Origin of the sequence: Peteryoungia wuzhouensis, assembly GCF_003205195.1 — a bacterium.
Taxonomy (GTDB): domain Bacteria; phylum Pseudomonadota; class Alphaproteobacteria; order Rhizobiales; family Rhizobiaceae; genus Allorhizobium; species Allorhizobium wuzhouense.
Genome location: NZ_QJRY01000006.1, coordinates 162,884 through 177,662, shown reverse-complemented (window position 1 = coordinate 177,662; position 14,779 = coordinate 162,884). Strand labels below are relative to the sequence as shown.

At 60.5% G+C, this 14,779-nt stretch carries 13 protein-coding genes and 1 riboswitch; of the genes, 5 read left to right on the top strand and 8 right to left on the bottom strand.

Annotation, left to right across the window (positions count from 1 at the left end; translation table 11 throughout):
* Positions 1–5: 5 nt before the first annotated feature.
* The 6 genes from nrdE to DMY87_RS16640 form a co-directional block, all read right to left on the bottom strand.
* Positions 6–2,159 (bottom strand): class 1b ribonucleoside-diphosphate reductase subunit alpha, encoded by a 2,154-nt coding sequence (gene nrdE, locus DMY87_RS16655; RefSeq protein ID WP_110792769.1) that lies wholly within the window; start codon positions 2,157–2,159, stop codon positions 6–8.
* Positions 2,147–2,545: a class Ib ribonucleoside-diphosphate reductase assembly flavoprotein NrdI gene (gene nrdI, locus DMY87_RS16650; protein ID WP_110792768.1), complete on the bottom strand. Its 399-nt coding sequence runs from the start codon at positions 2,543–2,545 to the stop codon at positions 2,147–2,149. The genes nrdE and nrdI overlap by 13 nt, the downstream gene beginning before the upstream one ends.
* Before the next feature lie 12 nt (positions 2,546–2,557).
* Positions 2,558–2,779, bottom strand: coding sequence for a glutaredoxin-like protein NrdH (nrdH, locus tag DMY87_RS16645; RefSeq protein ID WP_110792767.1), 222 nt, complete (start codon positions 2,777–2,779; stop codon positions 2,558–2,560).
* Between the two features lie 105 nt (positions 2,780–2,884).
* On the bottom strand, positions 2,885–3,037 hold the full coding sequence (locus tag DMY87_RS24215) for a hypothetical protein (RefSeq protein WP_165826285.1): 153 nt from the start codon (positions 3,035–3,037) through the stop codon (positions 2,885–2,887).
* A riboswitch (cobalamin riboswitch) is annotated at positions 3,021–3,235 on the bottom strand. Its footprint overlaps the gene before it by 17 nt.
* 26 nt (positions 3,236–3,261) lie before the next feature.
* Positions 3,262–3,411: a hypothetical protein gene (locus DMY87_RS24210; RefSeq protein WP_165826283.1), complete on the bottom strand. Its 150-nt coding sequence runs from the start codon at positions 3,409–3,411 to the stop codon at positions 3,262–3,264.
* Between the two features lie 153 nt (positions 3,412–3,564).
* On the bottom strand, positions 3,565–4,599 hold the full coding sequence (locus DMY87_RS16640; protein WP_165826281.1) for a glycoside hydrolase family 5 protein: 1,035 nt from the start codon (positions 4,597–4,599) through the stop codon (positions 3,565–3,567).
* Between the two features lie 150 nt (positions 4,600–4,749).
* Here DMY87_RS16640 and DMY87_RS24205 point away from each other — a divergent pair, with 150 nt between their 5' ends.
* The 5 genes from DMY87_RS24205 to bcsN all read left to right on the top strand — a co-directional run bounded on the left by DMY87_RS24205 (position 4,750) and on the right by bcsN (position 12,646).
* A complete protein-coding gene (locus DMY87_RS24205) occupies positions 4,750–4,896 on the top strand; it encodes a hypothetical protein (protein ID WP_165826280.1) in 147 nt (48 codons plus the stop codon).
* Positions 4,897–5,273: 377 nt separating this feature from the next.
* Entirely contained in the window at positions 5,274–7,508 is a 2,235-nt protein-coding gene (gene bcsA, locus DMY87_RS16635) for a UDP-forming cellulose synthase catalytic subunit (protein WP_245408950.1), read from the top strand.
* Entirely contained in the window at positions 7,501–9,792 is a 2,292-nt protein-coding gene (locus DMY87_RS16630) for a cellulose biosynthesis cyclic di-GMP-binding regulatory protein BcsB (protein ID WP_110792764.1), read from the top strand. The genes bcsA and DMY87_RS16630 overlap by 8 nt, the downstream gene beginning before the upstream one ends.
* Complete coding sequence (locus tag DMY87_RS16625) at positions 9,789–11,837, top strand: tetratricopeptide repeat protein (RefSeq protein WP_110792763.1); 2,049 nt, start codon at positions 9,789–9,791, stop codon at positions 11,835–11,837. Before DMY87_RS16630 ends, DMY87_RS16625 begins: the two co-directional genes overlap by 4 nt.
* Positions 11,834–12,646: a cellulose biosynthesis protein BcsN gene (bcsN, locus tag DMY87_RS16620; protein ID WP_110792762.1), complete on the top strand. Its 813-nt coding sequence runs from the start codon at positions 11,834–11,836 to the stop codon at positions 12,644–12,646. Before DMY87_RS16625 ends, bcsN begins: the two co-directional genes overlap by 4 nt.
* Positions 12,647–12,870: 224 nt before the next feature.
* Here the strand turns inward: bcsN and DMY87_RS16615 are convergent, their stop codons facing one another.
* Entirely contained in the window at positions 12,871–14,109 is a 1,239-nt protein-coding gene (locus tag DMY87_RS16615) for an MFS transporter (protein ID WP_110792761.1), read from the bottom strand.
* A 107-nt stretch (positions 14,110–14,216) separates the two neighbouring features.
* Positions 14,217–14,735 (bottom strand): hypothetical protein, encoded by a 519-nt coding sequence (locus DMY87_RS16610; RefSeq protein WP_110792760.1) that lies wholly within the window; start codon positions 14,733–14,735, stop codon positions 14,217–14,219.
* Positions 14,736–14,779 lie beyond the last annotated feature (44 nt).

The following is a 14,779-nucleotide window of genomic DNA, read 5'->3' as shown; positions in this document are numbered from 1 at the left end:
TGCGGTCACAATGCGCAGGAAACGCAGCCCTGCACTTCCGTGCCGGTCAGCGCCATCTGGCGAAGGCGGATGTAATAGATGGTCTTGATGCCTCGTCTCCAGGCGTGGATCTGCGCCCGGTTGATGTCGCGGGTCGTGGCCGTATCGCGGAAGAACAGCGTCAGCGACAGACCCTGATCGACATGCTGGGTGGCCGCCGCATAGGTGTCGATGATCTTTTCCGGGCCGATCTCATAGGCGTCCTGATAGTAGTCGAGATTGTCGTTGGTCAGATAGGCCGCCGGGTAATAGACGCGGCCGATCTTGCCTTCCTTGCGGATCTCGATCTTCGAGACGATCGGATGGATCGAGGAGGTCGAGTGGTTGATATAGGAGATCGACCCCGTCGGCGGCACGGCCTGGAGGTTCTGGTTATAGAGCCCGCCGGCCATGACGGCCGCCTTCAGCTCCAGCCAGTCTTCCTGCGTCGGAATATGAATGCCCGCCTTGTCAAACAGGTCCGCAACCTTTTCGGTCGCCGGCGCCCAGGCGCGTTCGGTATATTTGTCGAAATACGCTCCGGTCGCATATTTCGAATGTTCGAAGCCCTTGAAGCTCCCGCCCTTCTCCACCGCCAGCCGGTTCGACGCCTTCAGCGCGTGATAGGTCACGGTGTAGAAGTAGATATTGGTGAAATCGATGCCTTCTTCCGAACCGTAGAAGATGCGCTCGCGGGCGAGATAGCCGTGCAGGTTCATCTGGCCGAGACCGATGGCGTGGCTGTCGTCATTGCCCCTGGCGACGGAGGGCACGGAGGCGATGTTGCTCATTTCGGAGACGGCGGTCAGCGCCCGGATCGAAATCTCGATGGTCTTGCCGAAATCGGCTGAATCCATCGCGGCGGCGATGTTCAGGGAGCCGAGATTGCAGGATATATCCTTGCCCATTTCAGCATAGGACAGATCCTCGTTGAACTGGCTGGGCTCGCTCACCTGCAGGATTTCGGAGCAGAGATTGCTCATCGAGATGCGGCCGGCAATCGGGTTCGCGCGGTTCACCGTGTCCTCGAACATGATGTAGGGATAGCCGCTCTCGAACTGGATTTCGGCAATCACCTGGAAGAAATCGCGCGCCTTGATCTTCTTCTTGGCGATGCGGGCATCGGCGACCATCTCGCGATATTTCTCCGTCACCGAAATCTCGGTGAAGGCCACGCCATAGACGCGCTCCACGTCATGCGGCGAGAAGAGATACATGTCCTCGTTGTTCTTCGCGAGTTCGAACGTGATGTCGGGAATGACCACGCCGAGCGACAGCGTCTTGATGCGGACCTTCTCGTCCGCATTCTCGCGCTTGGTGTCGAGGAAACGCATGATGTCCGGGTGATGGGCGTGCAGATAGACCGCGCCCGCGCCTTGGCGCGCGCCGAGCTGGTTGGCATAGGAGAACGCGTCTTCCAGAAGCTTCATCACCGGAATGACGCCGGAGGACTGGTTCTCGATCTGCTTGATCGGCGCGCCCATCTCGCGCAGATTGGTCAGCGACAGCGCCACGCCGCCGCCGCGCTTGGAAAGCTGCAGCGCCGAATTGATCGAGCGGCCGATGCTTTCCATATTGTCCTCGATGCGCAGCAGGAAGCAGGACACGAGTTCGCCGCGCTGCTTCTTGCCCGCATTGAGGAAGGTCGGGGTCGCTGGCTGGAAGCGGCCGGAAATGATCTCGTCGACGAGATCGCGGGCGAGCGCCTCGTTGCCGCGCGCCAGCGTCAGCGCCACCATGCAGACGCGATCCTCGTAGCGCTCCAGATAGCGCTTTCCGTCGAAGGTCTTCAGCGTATAGGACGTGTAATATTTGAACGCGCCGAGAAAGGTCGGGAAACGGAACTTCCTTGCATAGGCCGCGTCGAAGAGATCACGAACGAAATTGAACGCATACTGGTCCAGAACCTCGCGCTCGTAATAGCCTTCCGTCACCAGATAATCGAGCTTCTCCCGCAGGTTATGGAAGAAGACCGTGTTCTGATTGACATGCTGGAGAAAGTATTGCTTGGCCGCCTGCCGGTCCTTGTCGAACTGGATATGGCCGTCCTCGTCATAGAGGTTCAGCATGGCGTTGAGCGCGTGGTAATCCAGCTGAGGTGCTGCAGCCTTGGCCGGTCTTTCGAGTTCTAGCGTTTCCAAAATCGTTCCAGTCCTGCTGTGACACGGGCGACGTCCTCATCCGTGCCGAGAAGCTCGAACCGGTAGAGAAGCGGCACGCCGCATTTGTCGGCGATGATCTTGCCGGCGCGCCCGAAAGCCGCGCCGAAATTGGTGTTGCCTGCGGCGATCACGCCGCAGATCAGGCTTCGATTGCCCGGATCGTTGAGAAAGCGGATGACCGGCTTCGGCACCGCGCCCTTGTCCTCGCCGCCGCCATAGGTGGGCGTGACCAGGACATAGGGCTCAGCGACCGGCGGCGGCGCGTCGCCCGGCGCAATCGGCAGGCGCAGGGCCTCGATCCCGAGCTTCTCGACGAAGCGGCGGGTATTTTCCGATGTGCTGGAGAAATAGACGAGGCCGCCCACGGCGCCGGACCTTCAGGCAAGCGCGCTGATCATGTCCGGACGGAAGCCCGCCCAATGCCGCTCGCCGGCCACCACGACAGGCACCTGACGGTAGCCGAGATCCCGCACCAGCGCGAAGGCCTGCGCATCCTCGGAGACATCGATGACGGTGTAGTCGATCCCCTGCCGGTCGAGGGCACGGGTGGTGGCGTTGCACTGGACGCAGGCGGGTTTGGAATAGACGGTAATGGACATGGGTTCCTCGTGACGTATGGGCGCAGAAAGTCGTTCCGGATCGAGCTCGGTCCGGAGCAGAGATTGAAATTGAACGGGACAGGAAAATTACCGCAGTCGAAACGACTACGGACCGGAGACGATCTTGAATGACATGTTCATGGCCTTCACCCCGAAGCTGACGATATGACGGGGAGCGAGAACGGCGCACGCCCGGCTTAACCAGGACGCAATCAACCGCACCCTGCCGGACACCCCGCCGGCGGACGTATCGATCAAGGCAGGTCTCCTGGCTCACGGGTCGTCACACCTTCTCCGCCTTCCCGGGGAAACCCCAGTGGCATGAGGGAGCAGGCACTCGCCGTTCACAGTTGCGGGGGCAGCCTCGGCTTCACGAACATCATGTCCGCTACCGAATTCCCGTCTTAGCCCATGATCCGAATCGAATCGAAGGGAACCTCGAACACTACATATAGTAGCCGAGGTTAAATCCTCGTCAACGGCTATGATGAGCCTGCGTCAAATCCATCGGGGATAACTGGTGATGGCCGCTGATCCTCGTCGATGGCCACCATGACGAAGCGCCCCTGCTCGGTCTGGCAGCGCTCTCCGTCCAGCAGTGTTTCCGTCCAGAGCTCAACCTCGACTGTCATAGAGGTTCGCCCCATACACCCAGACCTCGACTGTCTGCGAGCGGCGACCAGCCCAGATCGGCGTCGCTGGGAATGAGACCAGCCATTACTGGCTTCGCCGTCGCATAGTCATGCCCGGGCAGAGCCTCGACAAATTCCAGCCGACAGAAGACGTCACCTGCCGAAAGATCGGTTCGGAATGTTACACTTGCTGCTTGGCATCGGCCTTGCGAGCGCGGCAGAGAGCCCGGCCAATTGAGGTCGATCCATACCGTCGACCGGCTGGATGTTGAGTGCTTCCTCCTTCGGCCACCAGTCGCCGCCCGCCCAGTAGGCCCAGCCGATCATCACATCCCGGTTGGCGTCAACCGCCTCCGTCATGGCGGCGGCGGCGGCAATGCAGGATCGATCTCCTGTAACACCAAACTCACCGAGAAAGCCCTTGGCTCGGTTGGCTCGCAACCAGTTGGCAATCTTGCCGATCGAGGCAACAGCCTCTTCAGACCGTAGGCAACTGTCTTTCTTCCCGGAGAAATCCTCATCGAAATACTGATGAAACTCGTAGGCAAAATAGTTGGCCGGATCTCGCACACCCGCCATCACCGAGGCGTTCGAGCCTTCATACCAATCGGCAGACCAACTGTGCGCGCCGGTCCATGCCGTACCCGGAACCATCACCAGATTGCGGGTCGAGACCGTGCGTATGCCGGCGATCGCGTCGTTCGCAATGCCCAGCCAACTCACCGCTGAAATATCGTGGGGCTCGTTCATCAGCGCAAAGATGACGCCAGGATCCTGTCCGAATTCCTGCGCGAGCCGCTGCCAGAGATCGACGAATGCCCCGGACGGAACATCCGGCGAACCAATCAGTTGACCTTGATAGCGCGCATAATTGTGCGGGTCGAGTATCACCGAGATACCCTTGTTGCGCATATAGAGAACAGTCTCGTGCAGCCGTTTCACCTCATCGGGTGCGAAGTCCCCGAACAGCGACGGCTGAAGACGTTCCCAGAGGAAGGGAAGCCGGACGGTGTTGAAACCCTTTGACGCAAAATAGTCGACCGTTTCGACAGAGGGGTAGATGTAGTCTTTGCCAAACGTGCCCGGAAGCGGACCGAATTCAGCTCCGGCAAGGTTGACACCACGAAGGCATGTTCCCTCGGCGGCGGAAACGCTATCAACCAACTGCCCCGCCATGAACAGCGCCAATAAAGCCGTTCGCCAAACATAATTCATGTAACCACGACCCTCCTGCCGCCCGCCTCCACATGGGTGCATTGCGCAGTTGACCCTAAGACGCATCGGAAAAGGCTTCAAGCAACCGGCAATCGACATGATTTTGGAATTCGGAACGGTGGAATGGCGTTCATTCCTCGCAAGGAGACCGCTTCCAACAGCGGCGGCAACGTCCTGTCCACCGATACCATTCCTGCCATCCAGTGCCGATTTCCCAATTTTTGGGGCTATGTGGCGTTTTGGGACAGCGATCGCAACTGGCGCGTCTGAAGAACGATGCAACAGACACATCGCACAGCGAGGCGTGGTCTGTTTGGATACCCAGTGACCCTGAATGGTACGGGTTTACGCTCCATGGGACTAAACTTCACGATATGGTAACCATCTTCATTAGATCAGGCTTAGGAAGCGGGTCGTTTACATATGCGGAATATGTGAAGTTTCCAGATTGAAAATCCCTTTCATCACAAACACTTAAGAAAAACCGACAATCACATGCGATTGGTTTGAGGCGCCTGAACCCACGCCATCTCTTAGCAATTTGCTAATAAATCACCCCTAATTTCCGGCCATTCCTTTTGGGGGGTCACCGCAGATGAACCTGCGGGTGAATGAAAGATGGGGTTCTGCACATGAGGTGTGCTGCGTTGCCTGCAATCATTGCGGGCCTTTTTGGTGTGTTTCTGCTGTGGCTGCCGATCAGCCTCCAGGCGCAACTGGTGCTCAGCCTGGCCGTTCTGGCTCTGATGCTCCTGTTCATGATGCGTCCGCAGAACAAGACATTCCGCCTGATGACTTTCGTATTCTCTGCCGTGCTCGCCCTGCGCTACGCGTTCTGGCGTACGACAGAGACACTTCCCGACATCAACGAGCCCTGGAACTTCATCCCGGGCATCATCCTCTATGCTGCGGAAATGTATTGCCTGATCATGCTGGCAATCAATTTCTTCATCGTCGCGGATCCGTTGCAGCGCAAGCCGGCGCCGCAGCTTGCCGACGACGACAAGCCGACCGTCGATGTCTTCGTCCCGTCCTACAACGAGTCGGCTGACCTCCTGGCGCTGACGCTGGCCGCTGCCAAGTCGATGAACTATCCGGCCGACAAGCTGACCGTCTATCTGCTTGATGACGGCGGCACGGATGCCAAGTGCAGCCAGTCGGATCCACGCGCCGCGATCGCTGCCCGTCGTCGCCGCGAGGAATTGCAGGCGCTATCGGCATCACTTGGCGTCCGCTATCACGCCCGCGCCGAAAACAGCCATGCCAAGGCCGGCAATCTGAACGCAGGCCTTGCGATTTCGAAGAGCGAGCTTGTGGTCGTCTTCGATGCAGACCATGCGCCTGTGCGCGAATTCCTCAACGAGACGGTGGGCCACTTCAAAAACGACGAGAAGCTCTTCCTCGTCCAGACGCCGCACTACTTCCTCAATCCGGATCCGCTGGAAAAGAACCTGCAGACCTTCGGCAAGATGCCGTCGGAAAACGAGATGTTTTACTCCGTTGTCCAGCGTGGCCTGGACAAATGGAATGCCTCCTTCTTCTGCGGCTCGGCGGCCGTTCTGCGCCGCAAGGCTCTCAAGGAAACCGACGGCTTCTCGGGCCAGTCGATCACCGAGGACTGCGAAAGCGCGCTGGCCCTTCACTGCCGCGGCTGGCACAGCCTCTATGTCGACAAGCCGCTGATCGCAGGACTGCAGCCTGAAACGCTCGTGTCGTTCATCGGCCAGCGTGTTCGCTGGGCCCAGGGCATGCTGCAGATCCTGACGCTGAACCGCCCCTTCCTCCAGCCTGGCCTCTCGGCGGCGCAGCGTATCTGCTACGCGGGCACGAACCTCTTCTGGCTCTTCCCGCTGACTCGGCTGACCTTCATGTTCTCGCCGCTCCTCTACATTTTCTTTTCGCTGCAGATCTTCGAAGCCAACATCACCGAATTCATCTGCTACTCGGTGACTTATCTCATCTCGTCCTTCGCCATGCAGAGCTACCTCTTCGGGCGCGTGCGTTGGCCCTGGGTCTCCGAGCTCTATGAATATGTGCAGTCGGTGATGCTCTTCGGCGCGATCCTGAGCGTCGTCAAGAACCCGCGCAAGCCGACTTTCAATGTCACGTCGAAGGGCCAGACACTCGATGAAAGCAAGCTCTCGCCGCTGGCGCGGCCCTACTTCCTGATCTTCTTCCTGCTCTTTGCCGCCACCTGCTATGCGATCTGGCGATATACGACGGAAGCGATGCCCTCCGAACTGCTGCTGATCGTGGCCGGCTGGAACATAATCAATATGGGTATTGCGGGTGCCGCCCTCGGATCCGTCTCGGAACGGCGCGAGCGTCGGCGCAACCAGCGTCTCAGCGTTCGCCGTCATGCGATTCTGCATGCCGGAGGCACAAGCCACGCCGTCATCATTGCGGACGTGTCGAGTGGTGGTCTTTCGCTGCAGTTCATCGACGGCGAACCTGTTAACGGGCTGGAGAAAGGCGAAGAGGCCGTCATCGAGATCCGGCGCCACGGCCGCGGCATGCGAGTCCCGCTGGTCAGCCGCAGCATGCTTCACCGGCAGGACGAGACGAGCTTTGGCTTTGCCTTCGCAGAGCGCACACCCGAAACCTTCGTTGCGATTGCCGAAATGATGTATTGCGAACAGCAGCCGCTCCAGGATCGTTGGAACCGTGTGCAGAAGCACAGGGGCTTCTTCACCGGCACCTTCCGCTTTGCCCTCTGGACGATCACCGAGACACTGCGTGGTTTCACCTATGCTTTGCGTCTGGTCCGCGAAACGACGGAAATCTCGCATCCCGACGCACCGTTGATCGTCAGGCCTGCAGGCAGCGCCTCAGACCCAGGACCGATTTATCCGGCAGCTGTCAGAGGATCGGCCTATGCGTAGTCGAGACATGTTGCGCCGGCTGTCTGGGGCCGCGTTCCTCATTTGCCTGTCGGCAAGCGCCTCGCGTGGTGGCGACTTCGTCCCGGCAGATCTTGGGACCACGAGTGTGGAAACCACCATTCAGGCCGGTCCGGATCTCGCCCGCCAGCTGGTCGCTTTCAACCAAACAGCAACTGCCATGCGTCTCGAAGGCGAAGATGCGTCAAGAGAACTCACCTTCTACCTCTCGGCGGATCAGGTGACGACAGCTGGCCTGCTCAGACTGAGCTATACCAACGCTGTTTCGGTAATGCCCGATGACGCCGTCCTGGACGTCGAACTGAACGGCAAGCCTCTCGCTGCCTTCCCGATCCGCTCGCCGAATGGACCGGCCACCCACGACATTCCAGTTGCCGCCAAGGATCTGACCGTTGGTTGGAACCAGGTCCGTCTGCGAGCAAGACAACACCACCGCATCGATTGCAGCGTGCAGGCGACTTACGAATTGTGGACGCAGGTCGATCCACTGGTCAGCGGTTTCCTGACCAGCGCACGCCCGAAAGACGGCGACCTTGCAAGCCTTCTGTCGGTTGGCCGAAATGGTGACGGCGCCACGGAAATCCGCGTCGTTGCAGGAAGTGATGCGAGCCAGACGCCCCTTCGCGACAGCCTGCCACTGGTGCAGACCCTGGCGCTGGTGCTCGGTCGTGAAGACCTGAACGTCAGCATCGGCGACGTCGGTGGCAGCGGACCGGGCATCGATCTCTATCTCGGCGACCCCTCGGACGTGAAACTTCCGCAACCCGCCCGCGATGCTCTTGCCACCGCTCCGCGTGGCCTCTTTGTCCGACAGGGCGAAAACGGCCGCTACATCGTCACCATGCGTGGTTCGAACAAGAGCGAACTTCAGTTACTCCTGCTTGCTGCCGTCAACGGTCCCCTGCTTCCGCTGATCCGCTCGAACAAGCGCGCGATGACAGAGACGCGGATCGATGGCGATATCTCCGGAACACACACGCTGTCGAGCATAGGCTATCAAACAATGCCTTTCGCCGGCCGTCTTTTTCAGACGAGCTTCGATGTCTTGATGCCCTCCGATTTCTATCCGGGCGACTATGCGACGGTCGATCTCAATCTGGACGCTGCCACTGCGCCTGGCCTCGCATCGGGAACGCAGTTGCTGGTCCGGGTCAACGAACGTGCCGTGGCCAGCCTGGTGCTTTACGATCCCGAGGGCACGACGCTCAAGGACAAGCCGCTGAAGCTACCCCTGCGCGCGTTCCATCCCGGCGTGAACCATGTTCGGGTTCTGGCCGAGTTGCCGCTTGCCTCCGATCTCGCCTGCGATCCGACTGCGCGCGACGAAGCACGGTCCCGTTTCCTGCTGCTGGAAGAAACCACGGTGACGATACCGCCTTTGGCCCGCGCCGGGCGTCTTCCCGACCTTGCAGCCTTTGCCGGCACCTCCTTCCCCTTCAAGGGCTCTGCGGCCTTTGATCTCTACGTCGATACGGCGACCCCCGCACAACTGGGCTCTGCACTGACCCTTTTGACGCGCCTTGCCATGTCGGCGGGTCACCCCCTGTCGGCAGAACTCAAGATCGGCCGGCCGGATCCGCGCCAGCCGACCAACGCCCTGATCATCGGCGCCGGCGGCGAGCCACTCGAGCTCGCATCCCTTCCCGGCCATAAGGGGGATCGCCTGCCGTCTTCGTCGACCGATCCCCTGACCACGGCCTCAGTAACGGCGGGCAACGGCGTGTCGGACTCACAGGCGCTTCTTGATGCTTTCCAGATCGAAACGCGGCTTGAACAGAACCAGCTGTCACTGAAGAGCCGTGTCTTGGACTGGGCTGCGCGGGCGTCAACGACCGTCAACCGCTGGCTGGACTACAAGGATATCGGCCGTGAAGACGTCACGATCGATCCGCGCGACCGCCTGATCAGTCTAAGACAGGTGGCCTCCGCCGAAAGCCCCGCCGTCTGGACCTTTGTCAACGCAGCCGATGAAACCATGCTTCAGCAGGGCGTCGCTGCGCTGACGAAGCCGGCAATCTGGACGGCCATTGAAGGGGGGGAAGCCGTGATAAGACGTTCGGACCTCGAACTCGTGAACCGTTATCCCGAAAGCTACAGCTTCTTTCCGATCACCGATACGAGTCCCGCCAATCTCAGACGCCTCGCCGCCGCCTGGCTCTCCGACAACTTCATCATCTATGTCGGCCTTGTGCTCGCACTGATGGGCGGCTTCGGCTGGTGGGTTGGTTATGCTGTACCGCGCAAGGGCGTGAGGACAGTCGAATGACGAAGACAATCAACACAAGGCTGTTGGCCGGCACCATCGTCGCCATTCTGTTCGTCGCTTTGCCGGCTGGCGCGACGTCGCCAGGGGTGCCGCAGGCGAACTTGGCCATAGCGCAGCCTTCGGGCGACGCAAAAACCGGCCAAGCAGACACCCAGACGACGCCGGCGCCCGACACAGTCGATCTCGCAGCACTCTACTACTATGCCCGCAATGGCGAGGCAGAACGCGTCGAAGCCGAGACCCGTCGTCTGGAGCGGAAGTTCCCGGGCTTCGCGCCACCGGCCGACCTCTATGCGCCCGACGCCGGCGACCACGTCGATGAGACCACTCTGTGGCAGCTCTACGAGCGCGATGACTATGCCGGAATCGAGCAGGAGATCAGCCGGATCGCCGCAAGCCATCCGGGCTGGGAGCCGTCGGAGGATTTCCGCAGCAAGCTCGAGCGGCGCAAGCTGAGATTTGCCATGACGCGGGCAAACGAGGCAAAGGACTTTGTGACCGTCATTCGCCTCGGCGCAAAACTCGATCCTGGCCAGGAAACCGAGATCGACCTGCTCTGGATGATGCTCGACGCCTATAGGGCAAACGACATGCAGGAGGGGCTGACGGCGGTCTATCGCGGCATCCTCTTCCGGGTGCCTGATAAGGCTTTTTCCGATGAGCTGGTGCTCACCACCCTGCAAAAGGCGATGGAAGACATTCCGGCAGCCGATCTGCGCGAGGCGATCCGTGTGCTCTCCGCAGATCCCGAATTGGCCCTCTCGATGCGGTCGCTGAGCCTTGATCTCATGCGCCGCGAACTGGGCGACTTCGCCTCCGGTGTTGCGGGCGCGCCGCAACCAGGCCCCGAGGTGATTGCCGCCGTGAGGACGGCCGCCGAGACCGCACAGGCACCGGAAGACCTCGCTCTCATGGGCTGGTACATGTTGAAAATCGAGCAGCCGGACCAGGCGGCAAACTTCTTCCAGCGCCTGCTTCAGAAGAAGGTAGCGCCGGAAGCCGTTAGAGGCATGGCTCTCAGTTTATCCCACCAGTCGAAGGACGAGGAAGCCTACGCATTTGTGACCGCACATCTCGATGTGCTTGCCGGTGAGGATACCTTCCTCCTCGATCAGCTCTCCTTCCCCTTCAAGGGCGAGGGCAAGACCGACATCGATGAGCGTGTCGTAACCCGCTATTCGGAAGCGATCCAGAAAACGGAATCCTCAGACCATGCCCGCCTCATCGGCTGGTATGCCTATAACTCGCGCCAGTTCGAGCCGGCGCGCGCCTGGTTCGCAAAGGCCTTCCAGTGGACGGCAGAGGCAGACAGCCTGAAGGGGCTGGCCCTGACGCTGACGCGACTGGGCGAGAAGAAAGCCCTAGCCGAACTGCGTGAAAAATATGGCGAAGCCTATCAGACGGTTTTCGCCGAGTTGAAATCCGCAGCCGAACCGCGGGAACGGAGCGGAAAATCGGTCTCGGCCCCCGCAGGCGTGCAGGCCGGTTATCTCTCGCGGCTGCAGAAGAAGGACTATGGTGGCTGTGTCGCCGAGCTGCGGCGGCTTGAATCCAAGACAGCCTTGCGCCCTGATGCCCAGGTGGCCAAGGGCTGGTGTCTTCTCGGTCTCAATCATCTGGCCGAAGCGCGTCAGGCCTTCACGACTGGCCTTGCAGGCGGTGGCGGCAAGGCGGATGACGCCGCCTACGGTCTCGGCCTCACCCTGCTCCGCGCCAATCTGACCGACGACGCCGAAGCCTTGCTGATGCAGCATAGCCTGACGCCGCTGCGCGACCGCGAACTGCGCGCCGAGGTCCTCTGGCAGCGGGCACGTGCCGCCTTTGATCAGAAGCAGTACCGCGTCACGCTCGAAGCGCTAAACGCTCGCCTTCAGATCATGCCGGAGGCCGTCGGGATCAGCCAGATGCGCGCCTGGAGCCACTACCACCTCGGCAATCTCGCACAGTCCCGCGCAATCTTCGCCCAGCTCAATCAGGTCATGGCCGACCCGGCAAACACCAGGGGCATTGCAGCCATCAATGAACGCATGGGGGTCAGCCAGTGAAGCGAAGCATCGTTGTGATCCTGGCACTGCTTGGCCTGCACGGCTGCAATACCGTCGAGGATCCCTTCCTCAATGGCATGACGAGTAGCGTGCCCGCCGCGACCGGTAACCGAGAGCTTCCGATTCATCTCGCATCCGCTTCACTGACCGGAGTAAGCGAGATGCCGATCGGCCTGCGCCAAACGTCCGCAGAGGGCGTCACACGGCAAATTCTGGTCTGGGCAAACACGACTACGCTTGTCGGCGAGAACACTCTGACGATATCGACCTCAGCGGCCCCGAGATCTGCGCCCAGGAAAGGGCCGGACCGATCCGAGATCACCGAAGCTTTGCGACGCGAGTTCCCGGGCGTCGCAATGAGCATCGATCAGGTCATCCGCCAAAATGCCTATGGCTCGTACGGCGCAGCGACCGGAAAGCTGGGTGACAAGGGTGGCTGTGTCTATGCGTGGCAGATCGTCGACCGTGACGCCAAGCTCGGGCGGAACAAACCGGCAGACGTTCGCCTGCGCTACTGCCATCAGGCGCTTGGACCGGAAGTACTTGCAAATCTCCTGACCGGCTTGTCGCTGCGAGGCCCAGGGATAGCAGCCCCGGCCTACGCCATAACCTATGGCCATCCTGGCCCCGTGGTAGCCACGGGTTCCGTCATCCAACCGGATTCCAACAGCAGGGAGACCGCAGAGGCATTGCCGAAGGCGCATATATCTGCGGCCAAGAGCAGCGAGCAAGACATCACCACGACAACGCGCGTCAGGATACCCAAACCTTCCATCGGACCAGCCACATCGCGTAAGCCACCCCAGTAACTACGACCGGGCACGTGGCGCTCCCGTGGGTGTCTCGTAGAACCTTGTCTTTGGCACGATGTCGATCAGCGGCCCTGATCCCCTCAACGGGAGTGGACGTGGAGATTTGGCCAATTGGTCAGAGCGCACGTCAAAATCGACTGTTTGAAAGGGCCAAGGGCAATCGCTGCCGCATTCACCTTGTTTCCAAGCCGGGTTTCAAAGCGCAAGCGGATACATCGCCGTTACCGACCAACCGCAGCACCTACATCGATTTTCTTCGGCGGAGCAATGTCGTCCCGACCGATCAGGAAGGCGGCGAAAGCCAGCGCGGCGACACCGCCGTGAACCCAATAGGCGAGGCCATATCCACCTATGTCGGTTAGCGAGCCTGCGACGATATTGCTGAACGATGCCCCCACCCCCTGCACGGTCATGACAGCAGCGAGGCCGACATTGAAACGCCCTGTACCGGAGAGTATTCGCTCGACCGCGACGGGCGTAGCGATACCGATAAGGCCAGCGCCGATCCCGTCGAAGATTTGAACCGGGAAAATCGCTGCGAAATCCGTAAATGAACCGGCAATCGCACCGCGGATTGGAAGAGCCAACAATCCGATCGCGAAAATGCTCGCCAACCCAAAGCGGCGAATGAGAGATGGCGCTGCAAGCGCGACCGCGATTATCGCCAGTTGCGAGATTCCCGTGATCAACGCCGTGGTGCGAAACGGCGTGCCTAGCTGTAGGGAAAAATCCTGAGCGATGAGGCGGCTGATCGGCGCATTGCCGAAGTGAAAAATCATCAGCGTAACGGCCAGCATGATGAGACCTTTGCTGCCAAGAAGAACGGAGTAGCCGGACGGTCCTGGCAATCCACGATCATGCGCCAGACCGCGCGCCACGTCGTGGTTGATCCTCTTCGGGTCGATTGCGAGCGCCGCCAGAACGGCAGCGATTGCGGTGAAGACCATGAGCCCAATCACGCCTTTCATGCCGAATGCAACGGTGGCCGCATAAATGGCAGCGAGCGAAGCGACGTTGCCAAGATGGTTCCAGAACTCGTTTCGGGCCACCTGCTGCGAGAACCGCTTCTCTCCGACGAGGCCCAGCGTCAGACCCATCAGCGCCGGGCCGACAACGGCACCCACAACCGCGGTGGCTGACTGGCCACCGAAGACCGATGCATTGCCAGGACTGGCAAGCGTCCACAAGGCCGCGCCGGTGACCACGATGACCGGGAGGATGATCAGCATTCGTTTGCGATGGGATGCATCGACCCACGCACCGAAGAGCGGCGTTGCGATCATTCCGAGCACGCCGCCGAGTGTAGCGATGATCCCGAGCGTCATCGGGGACCAACCATTGGTCGCTAGAAAGCCGTCGAGAAACGGGCCGAGGCCATCGCGTGCATCGGCAAGGAAGAAGTTCAGACACGCAAGCGCTACCAGCGATCGGTCGGTTAAGCCTTTCGTTGTGCCCTGCATGCCCGTCTCGCTTGCTCATGTTGGTGTGGAAATGATGGCCGCCGGGAACGGGCAACGGATGACAAAGTTCCAGGCGGCCGGTTTTTGCTATCGGACCGATAGATGCGCTATGGTTTGCCGTGGCCGGGCAAATCGTCCAGCGGACCGTGGCGCGGCGGTCCTCCGGCCGGTCCGAGTGCCTCGACGCTGCCGTCCTGGCGAACAATGAAGCTCGCACGCAGGACGCCGCGCTCGAAGCGACCCTGGACGCTGATGGCCTCATTGACACCGACAAGCTTGCTGCCTTCGCCGGCAGGCCCGGTCTCGACCAGAGCGCGCCCACTGTCGTCCTGGACGATGAACTTGTTGCCGAAGACTTCTGCTACCTTGCCTTTGACGGTCACCAAGCTCCAATCCGGCATGGCCGAAATCGCGACCGGCGTCATGGGGGCGAGCTCCATGCTGGGGCGCGTCAGTTTCATTGCGCCAGCACCGGCGGCAGCTCCGAGCGCAAGAATTGCAAAAGCGGCAATACCGAATGCCGCAAGACGACGCGACCGATGCCCATGCGGAGGCTTGGGGTGCGGGGTCTTGCCGGCCTCGGCCTCGTGATGATTGTCGGGTACGTTTTGGTCGAGGGTTGACATGAACATCTCCTGTTCTGGTTTGACGGGAGAGTTCTATCAGTGTG